The organism is Kitasatospora sp. NPDC001683 (assembly GCF_053596495.1).
Map to the genome: position 1 here is coordinate 65591 of NZ_JBSFGK010000004.1, position 18422 is coordinate 84012.

The 18422-nt window shown below is 67.8% G+C and carries 19 protein-coding genes and 2 pseudogenes; 8 read left to right on the forward strand and 13 right to left on the reverse strand.

Annotation, left to right across the window (positions count from 1 at the left end; genetic code table 11):
• Positions 1-136: 136 nt before the first annotated feature.
• From typA to ACWCYO_RS03150, 3 genes are all read right to left on the reverse strand, one after another.
• On the reverse strand, positions 137-2041 hold the full coding sequence (gene typA, locus ACWCYO_RS03140; protein WP_270144435.1) for a translational GTPase TypA: 1905 nt from the start codon (positions 2039-2041) through the stop codon (positions 137-139).
• Positions 2042-2315: 274 nt separating this feature from the next.
• On the reverse strand, positions 2316-4172 hold the full coding sequence (locus ACWCYO_RS03145) for an ABC transporter family substrate-binding protein (protein WP_449783163.1): 1857 nt from the start codon (positions 4170-4172) through the stop codon (positions 2316-2318).
• An 88-nt stretch (positions 4173-4260) separates the two neighbouring features.
• Positions 4261-6909: a SpoIIE family protein phosphatase gene (locus ACWCYO_RS03150; RefSeq protein ID WP_449783164.1), complete on the reverse strand. Its 2649-nt coding sequence runs from the start codon at positions 6907-6909 to the stop codon at positions 4261-4263.
• A 339-nt stretch (positions 6910-7248) separates the two neighbouring features.
• Between ACWCYO_RS03150 and ACWCYO_RS03155 the strand changes: the two genes are divergently transcribed.
• The 8 genes and pseudogenes from ACWCYO_RS03155 (at position 7249) to ACWCYO_RS03190 (ending at position 11238) form a co-directional block, all read left to right on the forward strand.
• Positions 7249-7524, forward strand: a complete 276-nt coding sequence (locus ACWCYO_RS03155; protein WP_449783165.1) for a hypothetical protein — start codon at positions 7249-7251, stop codon at positions 7522-7524.
• Positions 7484-8029 carry a DUF6879 family protein gene (locus ACWCYO_RS03160; protein ID WP_449783166.1) on the forward strand — a complete coding sequence of 182 codons (546 nt, stop codon included), beginning with the start codon at positions 7484-7486 and terminating at the stop codon, positions 8027-8029. The genes ACWCYO_RS03155 and ACWCYO_RS03160 overlap by 41 nt, the downstream gene beginning before the upstream one ends.
• Positions 8030-8062: 33 nt before the next feature.
• Positions 8063-8269 (forward strand): annotated as a pseudogene (locus tag ACWCYO_RS03165) (helix-turn-helix domain-containing protein); the annotation flags it as partial.
• Between the two features lie 51 nt (positions 8270-8320).
• A complete protein-coding gene (locus ACWCYO_RS03170; RefSeq protein ID WP_449783214.1) occupies positions 8321-8914 on the forward strand; it encodes a DUF5753 domain-containing protein in 594 nt (197 codons plus the stop codon).
• A 96-nt stretch (positions 8915-9010) separates the two neighbouring features.
• Positions 9011-9256, forward strand: coding sequence for a hypothetical protein (locus ACWCYO_RS03175; protein ID WP_449783167.1), 246 nt, complete (start codon positions 9011-9013; stop codon positions 9254-9256).
• Entirely contained in the window at positions 9253-9465 is a 213-nt protein-coding gene (locus ACWCYO_RS03180) for a hypothetical protein (protein WP_449783168.1), read from the forward strand. The genes ACWCYO_RS03175 and ACWCYO_RS03180 overlap by 4 nt, the downstream gene beginning before the upstream one ends.
• 313 nt (positions 9466-9778) lie before the next feature.
• Positions 9779-10231 carry an NUDIX domain-containing protein gene (locus ACWCYO_RS03185; RefSeq protein ID WP_449783169.1) on the forward strand — a complete coding sequence of 151 codons (453 nt, stop codon included), beginning with the start codon at positions 9779-9781 and terminating at the stop codon, positions 10229-10231.
• 137 nt (positions 10232-10368) lie between these two features.
• Positions 10369-11238, forward strand: a complete 870-nt coding sequence (locus ACWCYO_RS03190; protein WP_449783170.1) for a hypothetical protein — start codon at positions 10369-10371, stop codon at positions 11236-11238.
• A 142-nt stretch (positions 11239-11380) separates the two neighbouring features.
• Here ACWCYO_RS03190 and ACWCYO_RS03195 read toward each other — a convergent pair whose 3' ends face one another.
• The 10 genes and pseudogenes from ACWCYO_RS03195 to ACWCYO_RS03240 all read right to left on the reverse strand — a co-directional run bounded on the left by ACWCYO_RS03195 (position 11381) and on the right by ACWCYO_RS03240 (position 18384).
• A complete protein-coding gene (locus ACWCYO_RS03195; RefSeq protein ID WP_449783171.1) occupies positions 11381-12736 on the reverse strand; it encodes a DUF3987 domain-containing protein in 1356 nt (451 codons plus the stop codon).
• 74 nt (positions 12737-12810) lie between these two features.
• Positions 12811-13527, reverse strand: coding sequence for an Lsr2 family DNA-binding protein (locus ACWCYO_RS03200; protein ID WP_449783172.1), 717 nt, complete (start codon positions 13525-13527; stop codon positions 12811-12813).
• A 278-nt stretch (positions 13528-13805) separates the two neighbouring features.
• Positions 13806-14084, reverse strand: a complete 279-nt coding sequence (locus ACWCYO_RS03205) for a hypothetical protein (protein ID WP_449783216.1) — start codon at positions 14082-14084, stop codon at positions 13806-13808.
• A 129-nt stretch (positions 14085-14213) separates the two neighbouring features.
• A pseudogene (locus tag ACWCYO_RS03210) lies at positions 14214-14393 on the reverse strand (HNH endonuclease); the annotation flags it as partial.
• A 264-nt stretch (positions 14394-14657) separates the two neighbouring features.
• Positions 14658-15002: a phage terminase small subunit gene (locus tag ACWCYO_RS03215; protein WP_449783173.1), complete on the reverse strand. Its 345-nt coding sequence runs from the start codon at positions 15000-15002 to the stop codon at positions 14658-14660.
• A gap of 81 nt (positions 15003-15083) precedes the next feature.
• On the reverse strand, positions 15084-15791 hold the full coding sequence (locus ACWCYO_RS03220) for a hypothetical protein (protein WP_449783174.1): 708 nt from the start codon (positions 15789-15791) through the stop codon (positions 15084-15086).
• A 15-nt stretch (positions 15792-15806) separates the two neighbouring features.
• On the reverse strand, positions 15807-15980 hold the full coding sequence (locus tag ACWCYO_RS03225; RefSeq protein ID WP_449783175.1) for a hypothetical protein: 174 nt from the start codon (positions 15978-15980) through the stop codon (positions 15807-15809).
• Positions 15973-16245: a helix-turn-helix domain-containing protein gene (locus ACWCYO_RS03230; RefSeq protein WP_449783176.1), complete on the reverse strand. Its 273-nt coding sequence runs from the start codon at positions 16243-16245 to the stop codon at positions 15973-15975. The genes ACWCYO_RS03225 and ACWCYO_RS03230 overlap by 8 nt, the downstream gene beginning before the upstream one ends.
• 1038 nt (positions 16246-17283) lie before the next feature.
• Positions 17284-17559: a helix-turn-helix domain-containing protein gene (locus ACWCYO_RS03235; protein WP_449783177.1), complete on the reverse strand. Its 276-nt coding sequence runs from the start codon at positions 17557-17559 to the stop codon at positions 17284-17286.
• A 291-nt stretch (positions 17560-17850) separates the two neighbouring features.
• Positions 17851-18384 (reverse strand): hypothetical protein, encoded by a 534-nt coding sequence (locus ACWCYO_RS03240; protein WP_449783178.1) that lies wholly within the window; start codon positions 18382-18384, stop codon positions 17851-17853.
• Between the last annotated feature and the right edge of the window lie 38 nt (positions 18385-18422).

Consider the following 18422-nt stretch of genomic DNA (forward strand, 5'->3'; position numbering starts at 1 on the left):
CGGACACCTCGATGTGATGAGCGCTATTCCGTTAATAGCGGCCCCGACAACTTGGAGTAGTTGAAAAAGTTCGCCCCCCTCTCCATCGGAAAGGGGGGCGAAGCATTCCGGCCAAAGGCCGTTCAAGCCGTCCGGATCACGCCTTCTTGGCGCGCGAGGCAGTGCGTCCGCGGTCCTTCTGGTCCAGCACGACCTTACGGATGCGAACCGTCTCCGGGGTCACCTCGATGCACTCGTCCTCGCGGCAGAACTCCAGCGACTGCTCCAGCGAGAGCTTGCGCGGCGGGACGATCGACTCGGCCACGTCGGCGGTCGAGGACCGCATGTTGGTGAGCTTCTTCTCCTTGGTGATGTTCACGTCCATGTCGTCGGAGCGCGAGTTCTCGCCGACGATCATGCCCTCGTACACCTCGGTGCCCGGCTCGCAGAAGAGCACGCCGCGCTCCTGCAGGTTGGTCATCGCGAAGGCGGTGACCACACCGGCCCGGTCGGCGACCAGCGAACCGTTGTTGCGGGTGGTCAGGGGGCCGAACCACGGCTCGTGGCCCTCGTGGATCGAGTGGGCGATGCCGGTGCCGCGGGTGCTGGTGAGGAACTCGGTGCGGAAGCCGATCAGGCCGCGGGACGGCACGACGAACTCCATCCGGACCCAGCCCGAGCCGTGGTTGGACATGTTGTCCATCCGGCCCTTGCGGACGCCCATGAGCTGGGTGACGGCACCCATGTGCTCCTCCGGCACGTCCACGGTGAGGCGCTCGACCGGCTCGTGGACCTTGCCGTTGACCTCCTTGGTGACCACCTGAGGCTTGCCGACGGTCAGCTCGAAGCCCTCGCGGCGCATGGTCTCGATCAGGATGGCCAGCGCCAGCTCACCGCGGCCCTGCACCTCCCAGGCGTCCGGACGCTCGGTGTCCAGCACGCGCAGCGAGACGTTACCGATCAGCTCGCGGTCCAGGCGGTCCTTCACCTGGCGGGCGGTGACCTTGCGGTCCACCTTGACGCCGGACTTGGCGTCCGCGCCCTTGCCGCTGCCGCCGCGGCCGACCAGCGGCGAGGTGTTGGTGCCGATGGTCATCGAGATGGCCGGCTCGTCCACCGTGATCAGCGGCAGTGCGATCGGGTTCTCGGTGTCGGCCAGGGTCTCGCCGATCATGATGTCGGAGATGCCGGCGACGGCGCAGATGTCACCCGGGCCGGCCACCTCGGCCGGCTTGCGGGTGAGCGCCTCGGTCATCAGCAGCTCGGAGATGCGGACGTTCTGGATCGAGCCGTCGCGCTTGATCCAGGCCACGGTCTGGCCCTTGCGCAGCTCGCCCTGCTCGACGCGCAGCAGCGCGATGCGGCCGAGGAAGTTGTCGGCGTCCAGGTTGGTGACGTGGGCCTGGAGCGGCGCGTCCTCGTCGTAGCTGGGGGCCGGGACGTGCTCCAGCAGGGTGGAGAAGAACGGCTCCAGGTTGGTGCTGTCCGCGGGAACGGTGCCGTTCTCCGGCTTGGTCAGCGAGGCGACGCCGTCACGGGCGCAGGCGTAGACGATCGGGAACTCGATCTGGTCCTCGTCCGCGTCCAGGTCCAGGAACAGGTCGTAGGTCTCGTTGATGACCTCGTCGATCCGGGAGTCCGGACGGTCGGTCTTGTTGATGCACAGGATGACGGGCAGCCGGGCCGCGAGCGCCTTGCGCAGCACGAAGCGGGTCTGCGGCAGCGGGCCCTCGGAGGCGTCGACCAGCAGGACGACCGCGTCCACCATCGACAGACCGCGCTCGACCTCGCCACCGAAGTCGGCGTGGCCCGGGGTGTCGATGATGTTGATGGTGATCGGCGCGCCGCCGTCCTTCGGGTGGTACTTGACCGCGGTGTTCTTCGCGAGAATGGTGATGCCCTTCTCGCGCTCCAGGTCGTTCGAGTCCATCATGCGGTCGTCGAGCTGCTGGTGGGCGGCGAAGGCGCCGGCCTGCTTCAGCATGGCGTCGACCAGCGTGGTCTTGCCGTGGTCGACGTGGGCGACGATGGCGACGTTACGGATGTCGTTGCGCGTGGGCATGCCTAGCGGATTCTCCCGGAATCGTGGGTTACGGCGGGCCCGGCCGCGAGACGCGCACTTGCGGCCCCTTCGGCCGCCGCCACCCGTTCCGCCTGCTACTACCGGTCCACCCGCCGGGCATCTGGACATGCCTCGGCTTTTCCCTATGGTACGGGGAAGCGCCCAAAGGGGCGGAAACGAGCAGCTCGGGCGGGACCAAGATCACAGGTGGATCACCCGCTCCTCACCCCGCCGTCGCGCTCCGCCACCCTTGCGCCGGTGATCCGCTCCGGCCCTAGCGGCTCCAGCCCACGTCCTGGAAGCGCGGCCACCCGAAGCCCCACACCCCGACCCCGGCCACCCCGGTCCGCACCGCGACCAGCTCCGGCCGCTGGTACAGCGGCACCGAGTGCCCCAGCTGCCAGATCCGTACGTCCGCCTCCTGCAGCAGGTCCAGGCGGGCCACCGGGTCGAGTTCGGCGGCCGCCCGGTCGAACAGCCGGTCGATCTCCTCGGTGCCGCTGCGGCCGTAGTTGCCGCCCGGTTCGAGCGCGCCCTCCGCGTCCGGCCGGGGCTTGGCGTACGCGGCGCGCTGCTCGGCGGCCGGGCTGGGACCGGCCGGCCAGGAGAACAGCGCGAGGTCGAAGTCCCCGACGGCCAGGTGCTCCTGGACGTAGGTCTCGGCGGGCGCGGTCCGCGGCTTCACCGCGATGCCGGACTCGGCGAGGTCGGCGGTGAGCGCGTCGGCGGTGCGCTTGGCGGTCGCGGAGCCGGCCGGTACGAGCAGGGTGAGGGCGAGCTCCTTGCCGTCCTTGGTCCGGGTGCCACCGTCCGGCCGCTTCCAGCCGGCCCCGTCCAGCAGCTGCGCGGCGTCGGCCGGTCCGGCCGCGGCGCTGTCGTCGCGGTAGCCCTCCTGGTCCCCGGCGAGCAGGTGGCTGCCGAGCGGGGCGCCGGGCAGCCCCAGCGGGGCGAGCGCGGCCTCGGCGATCCGCCGCCGGTCGACCGCCCGGCCCACCGCCCGCCGGACCGCCGCGTCGGCGAGTGGGCCGCGGGCCGCGTTGAGGGTGAGCTGGGTGAGCGAGGCGGCGGCCGCCCGGTGCACGGTGATCCCGGGCAGCGACTCGGCCCGCCGCAACACCTGCGCGGCCGCCTCGGGCGCGGCGGCAGGCGGGGCGCCGGGCGGGGCGGGCGGGGCGGCAGCCGGGGCGGCGGAGCCCGAGGCGCCGGCGGTGGCGGACCCCGAGGCGCCGGCCGTGGCGGCGGGCGGCACCGCCCGGTCCACCGCCGCGGTGAGCGGGGCGATGTCCAGCCGCTCCTGGCCCAGCGCGTCCAACCGCTGCTCGGGCGGCACGGCCAGGAAGTCGATCCGGTCGGTCTTCGGCAGGTCCCCCCACCAGAGCCGGTTGCTCACCACGGTGACCCGTCCACCCTTCGCGTCGTAGCTGGAGAGGGTGTACGGCCCGGCGCTCAGGTGGCCGACGCCGGTGAGCTCCCGGTTGAAGGCCGCAGCCGTGGAGGTCTCGGCGGCCGGGTAGAGCGGCCCGAACAGCGCGCGCCACTCGGCGTACGGCCGCCGGAAGGTCACCTTCACCTCGTGCGGGTCGGTGCCCTGGGTGATCGACTCGATGGCGTCGTACCCGGCCGGGTGCCCGCCCCGGTAGGCCGGGTCCTGCCCGGACAGGGCGGTCCGCTGGGCGGTGAGGTCGGCGGCCGACAGCGGGGTGCCGTCGCTCCAGACGGCGTGCGGGTTGAGCCGGTAGGTGACCACCTGCGGCTGCTGCCCGGGCGGGGTGCACTCGGCGCCGGTCAGGTAGTCCGGGTCGGGGGCGAGCCGCCCGTGCTCGTCGGGCCGGAACAGCGAGGGGTACAGCGCGTGCGCGAGCAGCGCCGAGTCGGCGGTGGCGGCGCTCTGGTAGACGTTCAGCGTGGCCGGGACGCCGTCCAGCGCCCAGCGCAGCGTGCCGCCGTTCTCGACGGCGTCGCGGTCGGCGGGGCGGACGTCCCCGGTGGTGGCGGTGGGGTCGGCCGAGGCCGAGGCCGGGGCCGGGGCGGGCTCGGGGCCACGGACCGGGTCCCGGTCGTCGGAGCAGCCGCCGAGACCGGCGGCGAGCAGCAGCGCCACGGCTGCGGCGGTGAGCTGACGGACACGCATGGTCGCCATGGAACGCCGCCCGCCCGGCCCGGGCCGCGTCGACACGGCGGACCGCCGGGCGACTGCACCCGGACGGCCCAGTGCCCGGCTACAGCGCCAGCTCGAACCAGACGATCTTGCCCTTGGGCGTGCGCCGGCTGCCCCAGCGCTCGGCCAGCAGGCTGACCAGCTGCAGGCCGCGCCCGCCCTCGTCGGTCTCCTGGGCGCGCCGCTGCCGGGGCTGGGCGTAGCCGTCGTCCCAGACCTCGCAGACCATGCTGCGCTCGCGCAGCAGCCGCAGCCGGATCTCGCCCCGTCCGTGCTTGAGCGCGTTCGTGACCAGCTCGCTGACCAGCAGCTCGGTGGTGTCGACCAGTTCCTCCAGGCCCCGGGACAGCAGCCAGCTGCAGGCCAGCTCACGGGCTTTGGCGACGGACGTGGGCTCGGGCGGCAGGAACCAGTTGCCGACGGCGTCCTCGGGGAAGGCGTGCACCTTGGCCATCAGCAGCGCGATGTCGTCCTCACCGTGGTGCGGGTCGAGCTCGCCGAGGACGTGGTCGCAGAGGTCCTCCAGGCCCTTGCCCCGGTCGGCGAGCGCGGCCCGGAAGGCGCGCAGGCCCTCGTCCAGTTGGTGCTTGCGGCTCTCCACCAGGCCGTCGGTGTAGAGGCCGAGCACGGCGCCGTCCGGGAGGGTCAGTTCGACCTCCTCGAAGGGCTCGCCGCCGACGCCGAGCGGCAGGCCGGGCGGCACGTCGAGCATCCGGGCGGGCTCGCCGGGGCTGAGCAGGACGGGCGGCAGGTGGCCGGCGTTGGCGAACACGCAACGGCGGGTGACGGCGTCGTAGACGGCGTAGACGCAGGTGGCCAGGTAGACCTCGCGGGCCTCCTCGTCGGCCGTCGAGGTGAGCCGGCCGTACGGGGCGGGCGGGCCGGCCGGGACGGAGTCGTCGCCGAGGCCGCGGGCGATCTCGTCCAGCGCGCCGAGCACCTCGGCCGGGTCGAGGTCGAGCATCGCCAGGGTCCGCACCGCGGTGCGCAGCTGGCCCATGGCGACGGCGGCGCGCAGGCCGCGGCCCATCACGTCGCCGATGACCAGCGCGGTGCGGTTGCCGGGCAGCGGGATGACGTCGAACCAGTCGCCGCCGACCTCGGTGTTGTTGTTGCTGGGCAGGTAGCGGCAGGCGATCTCCAGGCCGCTGGCGGCCGGGTTGCCCGGGGGCAGCAGGCTGCGCTGGAGGATCAGCGCCCGCTCGTGCTCGCGGCGGTAGAGCCGGGCGTTGTCGATGCAGACGGCGGCGCGGGCGACCAGTTCCTCGGCGATCGCCACGTCGCGGGCGTCGAAGGGTTCGCTGCCGATCGCCCGGGAGAGCTGGACCAGGCCGAGCACCTGGTCGCGGGCGACCAGCGGGACGATCAGGGTGGAGCGCAGCAGCGGGTCGCGGCCGGGCTCCGGGACGACGCTGCGGCCGGTGCGCAGCGCCCGGGCGTGCGGGGAGCGGCGGGGGTAACAGAGGGTGCCGCCGGCCTCGGCGATCGGCAGGCCGGTGACCGAGCCGAGCACCGAGGAGGCGCCGCCGAGCACGCTGGAGACGGCGACCCGGCGCAGTTCGCCGCTGCCGTCGGTGAGCACGGTGTCGCCGAGCCGGCCGGCGCTGGGGACGGTCTCGCCGGAGAGCAGCGCGGTGTACAGGTCGACGGTGGCGAGGTCGCAGAACGGCGGGACGACGACGTCGAGGAGCTCCTTGGCGGTGGTCTCCAGGTCGAGGGTGGAGCCGATGTGCGCGCTGGCCTCGTTGAGCAGGGCGAGGTTGCGGCGCACGCCGTCGGCCTCGCGCTCGGCGACGTGGCGGCTGGTGACGTCGGAGACCTGCCCGGCCACGCCCATCGGCTGCCCGGCCGAGCTGTTGAGCCGGTACAGCGAGACGGCCCACAGCCGGTTGCCGTCGCGGGTCGGGACGACGCCGTGGAAGCGCAGGTCGAAGACGGGCTCGCCGGTGGCGAGGACCTTGCGCAGGGCGGCGGTGAGCCGGTCGGCCTCGGAGGGCGGGAAGAGGTCGTGCGGGGTGAGGCCCTCGAGGTCGGTGGGGACCAGGCCCATGCCGGCGGCGAAGGCGTCGTTGACCCGCTGCAGCCGCAGCCGGTCGTCGAAGAGCACGAAGCCGGTGGGGGTCTGGCCGAAAACGGCCTCGGAGGCGGCGAGGTCGGTCTCGATCCGGCGCAGTCGGCCGAGGTCGACGGCCAGGCAGGTGGCGCCCGCGGTGGGCAGGGCGCTGTCGGGCATCAGGTAGAGCTCGGCGAGGCCCTCGCCGCCGCCGGCGTCCCGGTACGGGGTGGTTCCGACCCACTCCTCGCCGGCCAGGGTGCGCTCGAGCCGGGCGCGGCCGCGCTGCCAGAGCTCGCGGGGCACGAAGGTGGTGATCGGGTCGGCGCCGACGGCCTCGGCGGCGGGGACGCCGAAGAACTCGGCGGCCCGCTCGCTCCACTGGCTGATCCGCCCGTCGGGGCCGATCGCGAAGGTGGCGACCCGGATGTAGTCGTAGATCGAGCCCGGGTCCCCGGCGCCCCAGGGCCTGGCCTCGGCGTCGGGTTGGGCGCCGCGGGCCGGTCCCGCGGTGCCGGTGCCCGGCGGGGCCGCCGGTACGGGCAGCTGTGGAGAACCGGCCTGCCCGGGTACAGCGGCATGACCGCTGCTGCTCGGCGCGTTCCGCGCCGGAGTGCTGTTCAACGGACCGACCCGTCGAATACTGTCTTTGCCCATCAGGCTACCACCCGCCGCACCGGCGCCACCGTGCCGTACCGGTCCTGCCGTGTCACCGCTGGCCACCACCTTCGCCATCGCCTCGCTCGCGATGCTACTGGGCTTACCTGATCAACGGGAGTGAACGGACTCGCCGTCTCGAACCCGTGATGTTCCCTCCCCTGCACCTTTGGATCTATGCGGACATGCGCCCGATTGGCGAGCTACTGATCACCCCCGGAGCAGCTTGCCCGGCCCGGCGCCTCCTCCACCCATGGCTGCGGAGTGTTGCGGCACCTGCCCCTGGGTAGTGGTGACCCCGCGCAAGTACCTGCAACGGACTCGACACAGGAGGTAGTTGTGAGCCTAGAGTTCATCGGGATTGATCCCAACACCGAGAAGGACGGCTCTCCCACGGTGTGGGTCGAGGAGGAGACGGCGGATCTGGTCTTCCAGGGCGAGACAGCAGATGCCTTGCTTGCCGCCGAGGTGGGCGGCCAGAGCTGGGCCCCGGACCACTCGGCGGGAATTCCTGCTCATGAGTCAGTCATCCGGATTCCGGCACGCATGGTGCCGATCATTAGGAAGGCGTGCGATGTCGCAGAACGCAGGGCAGCTGGTGGTGCCGAGCTTTGACGACCTGTTGGCCAGGGCGCAACGATCAGCGGTACACCTGGAGATGCGGGACTCCTACAGCGTTGGCGGCGAGTCGTCCGGCTTCCGGCGCTGGCAGCAGACGGGCGAGCGGGACAACGACCCGAACTCGGACTACTGGCGGCCTTGGGTCGAACAGATCAGGGCGACCGTTGCTCGTGGCGTAGTGATCCGCCGGGCCCGAATCGTGTCGGAGCCCGTGACCGAGTACATCCGCTACGAGCATGGCGGCACCATCGTCAATCTCGCCTCCGGGGAACAGGTCCGGTGGTTGCCGAGGCGTCTGGCATCGGATCTGGCGCTTCCGGGTAACGACTTCTGGGTCTTCGACGGAGAGACGGTCGTCTTCAATCACTTCACCGGTGACGGGGACTGGGCCGAGCCTCCGAAGGAACTCCGAACCGAGCCGGCCGTTGCGAAGCTGTGCGTAGACGCCTTCGAAGCGGTCTGGGATCGTGGCATCCCGCACGAGAAGTACCACGTCTGACCCTCGCAGCTACGAACACCGGACAGTCAGTTCATGTCGTCATCACCCCCGTCCACTAGCGCTCAGGCAGCCCGGAAGGCGCTCGCAGATCGACTCAAGGGCATTCGCAAGGACGCGGGGATCAATGGGCGTGAGCTGTCTGTCCGGTGCGGTTGGCACCCTTCTAAGACCTCGCGCATCCAGGATGGACAGGCAGCCCCGTCTGAAGCTGACATCAGGGCATGGTGCGCCGCGTGCGACGCCACAGATCAGGTAGACGACCTGATCTCCGCGTCCAGAGCCGTCGAGTCCATGTACGTGGAGTGGCGCAGGCTTCGGGCTGGCGGTCTCCGCAGTCTCCAGGACTCGTACGCCAAGCTGTACGAGGAAACCAAGGCGTTTCGCTTCTACACCTCGGACGTGATCCCCGGAGTTCTCCAGACCTCGGCATACGCGAGAGCGATCATGTCCCGCTTCGCTGATGCAAGCCGGACGCCCGACGACATGGAACGGGCCATCGAGGCCAAGATGGAACGGGCAAAGGTGATCCACACCGGCGATCGCCGCTTCGCGTTCGTCGTTGAAGAGTCCGTGCTGCGGTACCGCCTCGGGGACGCGGAGGCCATGGCGGGCCAACTCGGGCATCTACTGGCCGTCATCTCGCTGCCGCGCGTCAGCCTGGGGATCATCCCGTTCACCGCTGAGCGCAGCATGTGGCCCGTTGAATCCTTCCGGGTCTATGACGACCGACGAGTGCAGGTCGAACTAGTCTCCGCTGCCGTGAACGTGACGACGCCCGGCGAGGTGCGCGAGTACGTGCGGACGTTCGCTGACTTGCAAGCACATGCTGTCTACGGGCGTGAAGCTCGGGGACTGATCACGGCCGCCATAGGCGCGTTGGGCTGAACGGGACGCAACTACTCGCAACTTTCTTGAGACGGCTTGTCCTCGCTCCCTACCTTCGAAGCACCGATCAGTAGCCGAGCGTGAGGGAGCCCAGGCATGTCCGTGGTGAACGCCCAGCAGCACGACACGAGCCATCCGCCGAAGCGTCGCCGCACCCACGCGGAGCTCATGGAGCGGATCAACAACAACCCGATCCGGAAAGACCTGACTACCGGGCACCTGGTGGAGATGGTGGGGGCCGAGGACGGCAAAGCCTTGGTCCGGCCCCTGTTCGAGCCGGACGCCCCGCCGCGTCAGGTGCCCGTCGACATGCTGACCACCCGGATCAGCTTGTGGGGGTGACCGTGGCGGAGCAGTGGAAGCCGGAAGAGGGCCAGCAGGTCTACGTGCGCCGCAGCGGCGCCGCCGTCGAGATCATGGAGATCCGCAAGTTCGGCCTGTACGTCCGGCCGTTGCGTGGCGGGGTCGAGCGAGTCGTTCAGCAGGCGGACCTCATTCCGCCGGACGACGCTCCGGGCGGTTTCTTTGATTGGCAGGCCTCGCGCGGGTGAGCAGCATCGGTGAGGCTCTGGCCGCTGAGCAGCAAGACGAGTACCGCGAGGCGAGCCTCTGGCGTGACGGCCGTCCGTGCGCGCGGCTGGTGTGGGCCTGGCGCGTTTCGCTGTCGGCTGTGGTCGTCGTCCTGGCCCTCTGGGTTGGTTGGTCCGTCGGCCGGCTGTGACGGAGCGACCGACACCAGCACTGACGCCGCCCCAATTGATCTGATGATCACGGGATTTGGTGTCGGTGGGGTGGGGTGAGGGATCGTGGGCCGACCGCGCAAGCAGCACGCGGGAGTGGCCCAACCAATGAAGGGGCGAACCCATGAGGAAGATCGTTGCGAAGCTCTGGCGGATCATCCGGGGGCCGATGCAATGGCGCGTTCTGTGGCTGTGGCACTCGAAGTTCATGGTCGGGGTTACGGGCATCGTCCGCGATGAGGAAGGCCGGGTGTTGCTCCTCAAGCACCGGCTGTGGCCGGAGGGTCGGCAGTGGGGTCTGCCGACCGGCTACGCGAACGCGAAGGAGACGTTCGAGGACACGATCGTGCGTGAGGTCGGGGAGGAGACCGGGCTCACGGTGAAGGTGTGCGAGCTGGCTCACCTGAAGAGCGGATACAAGCTGCGCGTCGAAGTCGCCTACGAGGCGCTCTACGTCAGTGGACGGATCAAGGTCGCTTCGTTTGAGATCTTGGAGGCTCGATGGTTCTCACCGGACAATCTCCCCGAAGGAATGCAGGAGTCACACCGGGAGCTGATCGCTCGTCGGCGGTCCTGACCCTCGGTCGCTCGCTCACCCCCTCCTACCTGGGGCCGAACGAGCACCTGGCCGGAGACCCGGCCGAGCGCGCCGAGCTGGCACATCTGCTGGCCGGACGGCGGTCGACGGCCGCCCTGGACCAGGCACACCCGCACGTGACCTTCTCGCTCTTGAACTGGGTGGTGGACACCTGGGCGGACGAGCCGGCGCGGGAGGTGTTCCGGCGCGGGGCGGCTCTACTGGCCGACCGCTACCGGGAGTTGGGGTTGCGCCAGCTGTTGCCGATCGATCGGGTGTGGGTCGGGGTGCGCTCGACCCAGCCTGACGCCTTCGGCGGCTTCCACCACCCCAACCAGGGTTACCGGCACGTGCAACTCGCATCCGTGATCACCCGGTATGGGCGGCTGAACGATCCCCGGTTGGCGTCGCCGGAACTAGTGGCGCTCGACCTGCTCCGAAGCTACGCGCATGATGCGCTGCATTGGGGGTCGTTCCGGGAATACCGACTCCACGGCGGGCAGGCGATCCGGAGCCGGTACGGGATCAACTGGCGTGATTCCCAAGGGCGTACGTACTCGGCGAGGGACAAGGACGACGCCGCATCGACCCGCAACCTGGGCATCGTAATGGAGGGGGCGACGGACAGGGAGGCCCGGACGATCGCCGCCACGGTGGCCGATGGCCTCGGCCTGGCCGAGCGGATCGCACCGCCCGATCGGCTGGCGTTCCGCGACACCACGGGACGGCTGGAGCCGTCCGACTTCGACCACGCCGAACCCGGCATTGCCACCCGCTTCCACCTGGCGATGGCCGGATACGAACACGGAGTCGGGGCGCGGTATTCGCGCTTCCTCACCGAGATGGGCGGGGCGGGCGCCGAGACGCTGCACGGGCTCATAGTCGCCGCGATGATCAGCGGTGACCTGTCCGGCCTGACCGGTTGGCTCGACCAGCACCACGGGCGCGGCGCGTTCCGCCGCATCTTCCGTTCACCGGCCTACACGGGCCCCGACCCCGGCGAGTAGTCCGCCCTCGACCGCCCCGGCCGTCCGTCGTTCCCCCCGGAGCGGACGGCCGGGGCATCAACGTTCAGTTCGGCACCGTCTGAGCAAATGAAAGAACCGCCCCGGCCGAGAAGACCGGGGCGGCTTGCTTTGATTCGAGCGTTCAGAGGAGCGCGAGGAACGGGTTCCCGGAGGATGCCGGTTCACGTCGGGGAGCGGGAGTAGGCGCGGGAATCGGGGGCGTGGTCTTGGCCGGGCGGTAGGTGTCCATGCGGACCACGGTGGCCGGGCGTTCGTCACGCTGGACTACTCGCCGGCTGCGCGGAGAGTGACCGGCCTCATCCTCAGCAAGGGTGTAGACCGTGGCCGGGCGCCCAAGGCCGGAGCGGTCGAGAGTGACCTTCACCCCCGGGAGTGCCTTGACCTCATCCGCCGAGGCACCAACGTACGGCAACAGCTCGGACGACTTCGCTTTACCCCCGTGCATCTCGATCCGGGCTCGGACCTTCTCCGCCAGCGTCGGCACGCGGCGGGCAGGCTTGAGCGCCCCCGCCGCACCACCCGTGATGCTCACCGCGCAGCGGACGCTGTAGCGCACCAGGGAGAACGCTGCGGACAGGCAAGCACGGTCGATCACCTCAGACTGTTCCGAGGCTGCCAGGCACGCCGCTACCCGGATCGTTTGTTCGGCCGTCCGCTCGACGTACACGGCCTGGGCCTCCGGCAGGCTCTCAGCAATGATCCTGGCGTACCGCCTCACGGTCCTCCAGAGCGGCCGGGCGTCATCTCCGAGGCTGATCACACGCCTGCCGTCGGCAGCCCAGTAGTAGGCCTGAGTCAGATCCCACCCGTTCACCTCCGGCAGGGTGGCACGGTCGTCATCCAGCATCGGCACGGACCCCAGAGCGAACGGCATGATCCGGTTGTAGCTGCCTCCGGCCGCCTCAGTCGGGCCGATGTACTTGGTCCAGTCAGAGGGGGTGATGTGCGCGTGGAAGACGACCGCCGGATCTTCCACGCTCTGAGCCTCGGCCTTGGTCGTGTTCCGGATCGGGGCCCCGTCCCAGGCACTCCGAAGCTTGGCGGTGAAGCTCGCATCCCTCCGGACTCGCCTCAGAACCTCGGACCACTCTTCTTCAATGACCAGGGCTCGAACGTCGCGCCCGGCCTCCGTCTCCTCCGTGGCCTCTACCTGCTCAGCAAGGTAGTTGACCAGCGACGCCCCCGACGTGATGCCGCTGGTGGTGTGCGTCTCCAGGAAGCGGCCAAGAGCAGGCTTCATGACGTGCTGCGCGGCCCGCAGAGCCGTGCCCTTCCCCTTGCCGGTCCCACCGACCAACGCGCTCCAGACCAGGGCCGGGCGGGCGTTGCCTCGACTGGACACCTTCACCGTCTGGCCGATGGCTGCGGACCAAAAGCTCAGAGCCGCAACGTAGATGCCGACAGGGTCGCACTCAACGTACGGGCTGACCTCTTCAACGGCCCGACCGATGGGCCCGTACAGCGTGATCGTGCTCAACTTCGCTTCTCCTGGGTTTGGTTGAGATCGGGTGGCCGGGCCGACCCCGGCCACCCCAGGTTCGTACGGGCCGGTTACGCCGCTTGCCGGGCAGCGGACCGGTAGGCCTCGACAACCGAGACGGGTATGCGTCCCTTGGACCGGACGGTCACCCCGTTGGCCTTGGCCCACTCGCGGATGGCCTGTGCCTCGCTGGCCTTCTCGTCTCGGACGGCCTGAGCGTCCTTCCGCACCGGTTCGGGCAGAGGGTCACCGCTCTTGAACTCTCCGGCGCACACGGCGTCCCGGAACGCTCCGGGCTTGGTTGCGTCGAAGCACGGGATGCCGAACTCAACTGCGTCTTGCAGCTTCTTAGTTGCCCGCTCCGCACCCTCACCGCAGATGATCAGCGCAGTGTTGGCGTCGGCCCTGCCGACCACCTCATAGCCAAGGTTGCGAACAGCGTCCCTGGCATCCGACCACTCGTAACCAGGGATCTCCCCGGACACCATCACGGACGGGCGAACCTCCGGCTCAGCCTCGGTCGCGTCGTCCTCTCCGGTGTCCTCCTGGTCGTCGTACTCGACCACCGGCGCCGACGGCTCAGCAGCAACCGGCGCAGCCTCAGGCTGACCAGGCACACCAAGCGCATCCATCAGGTATCGAGTGAAGACAACCCCGTGTTCCAAGCACAGATCCCATGCGTGACCAGCAATGGTCAGAGACTCCGTGGCCTCTTCCTCGCTGCCATCACGGGCAATGTGCGCATCACAGAAAACCTTCTCAACGGGAACCAAGACAGTCGTGCGCATGGGTTTGTTCGTTCCTTAGTGGAGTGAGTTCCAGTGGTTCAGCCGGAGCCTTGCTTCTTACGGCTGCCATCCCCGCCCACCGGCCCGACCGGCGAACGTCTCCATTCTCCCATCGGAAGTCCAGGAAGCACCCTACCTGCCATCACGACTGCATTTCTTCTAGGTAACTGAACGGTAAATGCAATGGGGGGTAATGCATGATTCGAAAGAGAGAGGACCCACCGGGGGTGGGTTCCATCGACCGCGTACGGCATTCAAAATATGGACCCGGTGGCGGCTTACTCAGGCTCGTCGTCCTGAATCTCTTCCAATACCTGGCCAAGGACTCCCCGGACAATCCGGTATCGCTTGGGTCTCGGCTTAGGCTTCTTGGGGTACCCATTGGCCTTGGCCTCCTTGAGAAATCTACTGATCATTCCCATCGCGAACGGGAGCGACCATGAATCGACCTTTCCCCACGACCAGAGGTGATCAAAGAACCATTCTCTGCGCTGCTCGTTGGTGACCTCAAGGTTGACCCTGCGGAGACGATCAGCCAGCACTGCATACTCAGTCATCGTCCGTTCGTGGAGCCAGTCAAGGCCCTGCTCGCCAAACGGGGTGAGACTGACACGCGGGTTTCTTTCCGACCATGACGTCCGCCCCACGCGGTCTGCGACCCATGCCAGAAGTGGCCTGTCATTCTTCTGGCTATTGCAGGCCTCGCAGGCCGGCACGAGGTTGGCCCAGTGGTCCGATCCACCGCGAGCGCGTGGAATTACGTGTTCCACTTGTTCTGCGCGGGCTGTATCGCAGTAGGCGCACCGCTCATCGTTCGCGGTAAGGACCATCACGGCTTCCCAGATATATAGCCTCGGGCGGCCCATGCAGCTTCCCCAATCAGTCGAGGGGACCGTAGCGGGCCGCACTGACAGCCGGGGTGGCTTCCTGCTGACAGACGAAGCACCTTGACGGCATGTGCCGGTAATCGTCGCTCCATGGCCGGTCGGCACCGGTCAGTCGCCAACCAGTGTGAATGGCGACCTCCAGTACGCATTCGGAGCACTGTGCATCTTTCCACGGGCATTTGACACCGGCCCGGTGCTGGCCATCGTGTGTTGCAGCACCGGCCTTGGCGGCTCGTCTGGTGCTCACTGGGCGTCTCCCTCGAAGGCCCAGCCGAGGCGCTTCATACCCTCCGCGGTGAGGCCCAGAGCCGAGGAAAGGTGGCGAAACTCCATCTGGTGCGTGCTGTTGGAGGTGCCGTCCAGGATCTTGCTGAAGTAGGTCAGCATCACCGCCACGGTCGGGATGAAGGACTCGTCCCACATGGCGGACTGAGGGCTCGTCCACCACTGCTGCCACTGCTCGCGCTCGGCAGGTGTCCACTCTCGGACAGCCGGCATGTCCGGCACCGGCAGGCCGTGATCGGACGGAAGCTCCACCACGCCCTTGAAGCGGCTATGGGGGCTGTTCGGATTACGGAACTTGGGCAAGGCCATCACCTCTCGCAAATCAAAGGAAACGGCCCTCCCCGAAATGGAGAGGGCCGCTGTGTACTGGCGGGAATGCTCGGTTCAGGCCGCCGTCTCGTCCGGCGGGGCCACGAACCCGTCCAGCTCTGCGCGAAGACCCCGGTACTGATCAACCAGGCCGAGATCCCAAGCGCTCTCATAGGTGAGGAGTTGGCCGTCCGGTGTGGTGCGCCACGTGTCCACCTCTTCACCCAGGCTCGCCCAGCCGGACCACTTCGGCCGGTTCATCTCCCCAGTCGTCACAGCCCACAGGAAGCGGCCCACGCTCTCTCGCATCCTGGCGCGGGCGGCCTCCGCCTCGGCCACGGCCTCCTGATAGTCCTTCTTGGCCCTCTGCGACTGCTCGAAGCCCTGGCGGGCCAGTTCGGGCAGCTCCCGCAGGATGGCGGCCGACACCAGGTTCTCCGCGTGGTCCACGGCCCGCACCATCGCAGGCTCCATGCGCTCGTACTCCGCGACGCGCTTCCGGACCTTGGCCATGAACTTGTCCCGGTCCGGCAGGGCCTTGCCCTCCGCCAGGGCCTTCGCCTCCAGCTCTCGCAGCTCCTCATCCGCCCGGTCCAGAGCCGGGACGTAGGAGCCGAGCTGCCGACCCATGGTGTCGTGCGAGTACACACGCGCACAGTCGGCATTCTCCGCCCGGTACTTCAACAGGCGATCGTAAAGTTCATCGTGATTGGAGATCAGCTCCAGAGTCTCCTTCGAGAGTGTGAAGCTGGACAGATCGAAGCCCTTGTAAGCGATGGTCATAGGTAGTCTCCTTGGTCAGTTGCGGCCGGTAAGCAGGTCGTCCAGGTGGCCATCCCGGCGGGCCTGGGCGATCTGGTCCGGAGTCATGTGGGTGAGGTCGGCCCGTGTGAACTGGACCGGCCGGGCCTCCTGCATGGCCTTCAAAATCTCGTCTCGGACGAGGGCCCGGATCGGATCGAAATCATTCATTCATGCCTCCTGCGTGCTGTCGCTGGATTTCGGCGAGCTGGATCGCTCGCATGATGTGCATATCTCCCCCGGCCTGTGCCATCAGGGAACTGATCGGAATTCGGAGGTGATAGGCGATGGCTACGAAACACGTAAGGCTCGGCCTGCGCTCCCCTCGCTCCCACTGGTAGACAGCCTGAGTGCTGACCCCGAGCCGGCCAGCCAGTTCCTTCACGGACAGGCCCAGGCGCTGACGCTGAGCCCTCCCCTTTGCAGGGTCGTACATATCCCCTCCAAGCAATCGAGTGAGTGACAGAAAGAGCAAAAAGAAGAGGCTCCGACTTCCAGCACATGACGGGAAACCAGAGCCATAAAGAGATCTAATGCGTGATGGGCGACCGGACCTCGACTCTCCGAAAGCCCCATAGAAAGCAGAACAAGCCAGAGAGTCAAGGCCGCCTTAGCGGGCGGCCATACTCACAACAGGACAACGTAGAGAAGATGGGCCCCTACCCCCAGGAATTTAACTTCACAGGGGAATGGGGAACTCTCCGGTTGTATGCTGTGATCTCACAGGCAGGTATCCGCAGAGCCGCATTCGAGCATCTTCACAACATGCTCAGGACTTCGAACGGGCCTGGACTCTCGTCCACGTCAGAGGACCACCGCCCAGTGGCCTTGACTCCAAGGGAGAACTTCCCTCACCTATATGAATTAACGGACGCATCCAGGGTGAACGGTTCCATGAAGGACGCCGTACCCCGGGTGCACATGGGCTCTGCATGCCACCAGGGCCGGGCTGAGCCGATCACAGACAGTCGAGTGTTGGTCCGGCCCGTTTCGGGCCCGGCCTTCGCCTCCCTGGTGTCTCTGAACCATTGCATGACCGTGCGGCGGTCTTCGCTGGTGGAGTAGGTGAGATCCGGGTGTACGCTCCGTTCCCTTTCGGACCGCCTGTCATGCGGCCTGGGCGGGGTGCTGAACTGCATGACTTCTTCGGTGTAGACCCCAGCCCGCCACGCGATATCAAGGGCGTCCGTTCTGTCGGGCTGACGCTTTGATGTCAGGCCGTCCCGCTTACGCTGCCGGGAGAGGGCGCGGCCCAGGTTTTCCCGGTCCCGCTGGCATGCCGGGTGAGCGGGGTTTGTGGCTGGATTCGGCCCGCGCTTTCCTAGTGGGCGCTCATGGACGTACGGCTCACGACATGTAGCGCATACGAGGTCAACCAGCTTCATGACTGTTGTGTTCAATTCCTGCCCTAAGAAGTGTAAAAGCCCCGACGTATGCCAGGGGCGGAATGACGACGAGGCGCAGGTACACCTCACTAATGAGGGGTCGAGGCGGTCGCGACTGACTGACCTGCCGAAATGGAATCCTCACCGGCCTTGCGCCGCTCCTCGCTGTCCTCCTCCTTGATGAGAGACAGAAGCGGAGTGCAGAGGTGGCGGCTAGCAATAACGAGCATGCGAAGGCTCGGGCAGGTCTCGCCGGATTCCCAACGGCGAATAGTTGATGGCGCAATGACCATCTCGTCGGCCAGGGCCTCAACAGACAGACCCAGAGCGATTCGGCGGGTAGCGAAAAAGTGACGATCAAACATGATGGCTCCCGTTCGTTCCGTGCACACATGCACGGTGATGGGTAACAAAAAAGCCCGGCCTGCGCGGCCGGGAGTGACAGTGAGAAGAAAGCTCAGTTGAAAAAACTTCTTCTCTACTAAAGATGTATGTGTCCAATGGCTCGCTCTCGGACAGCGAGGCCAGAAAAGAGATCCAAGTCACAAGAGACTCTAGAGGGGCCGCCCCTAAGGCGGCCCTACTGGAGTAGTTCCTACTGGGCCTCGCTCACTCGGCCCAGGCAAGAACCCCGCTATTAAGAAGGACCGTGGTGGTCAGCCTTGCGGTTGAGCGGTCGAGGGGCCAGTTTCGTTAAACCGTGGGTGCTCTCGGAGGCCCCGGGCCCAGTCGGCAAGGCTGAACGCCGAACCGCCCCGGCTGATGTTGTCCGCCTCGTTCTCGGCCTTCCGGGCCTGCTCTGGCGTCGGGTGAAGCCATTCGTTGGCCTCGCCGTCCCAGGGGATGTTGTGGCCGTGTGTTGCGCAGCCCTCCCGTGGCTGATGTGACGGTGCATCCATGCTGGCCACCGTGTTGGGTACCAGCAGGCACCGGGCCGAGGCGGATGGGGCGAGTAGCCCAGCGTCCTTGAGGGCCGTCAAGGCCTGCGAGTACCGGCCTTTGGTGTACGGCCGGCCATCCTCCCGGGTGAGGATCAGTTGCAGCTCTCCAGAGCCCAGAGGGGCATGCCCGCCGCGCTGCATACGGTCCACCGCGAGCAGGAAGAGCCGGAGGTGGAGCTGAAGCCCCGGATCGCCGACAGCCGGGTTTCGGTGCTTGGGTCGGTAGAGCTTGGCGAAGTGGTAGCTCATCAATCTCCTAACTAAGTTTTCTGGGAAATGAAAAGCCC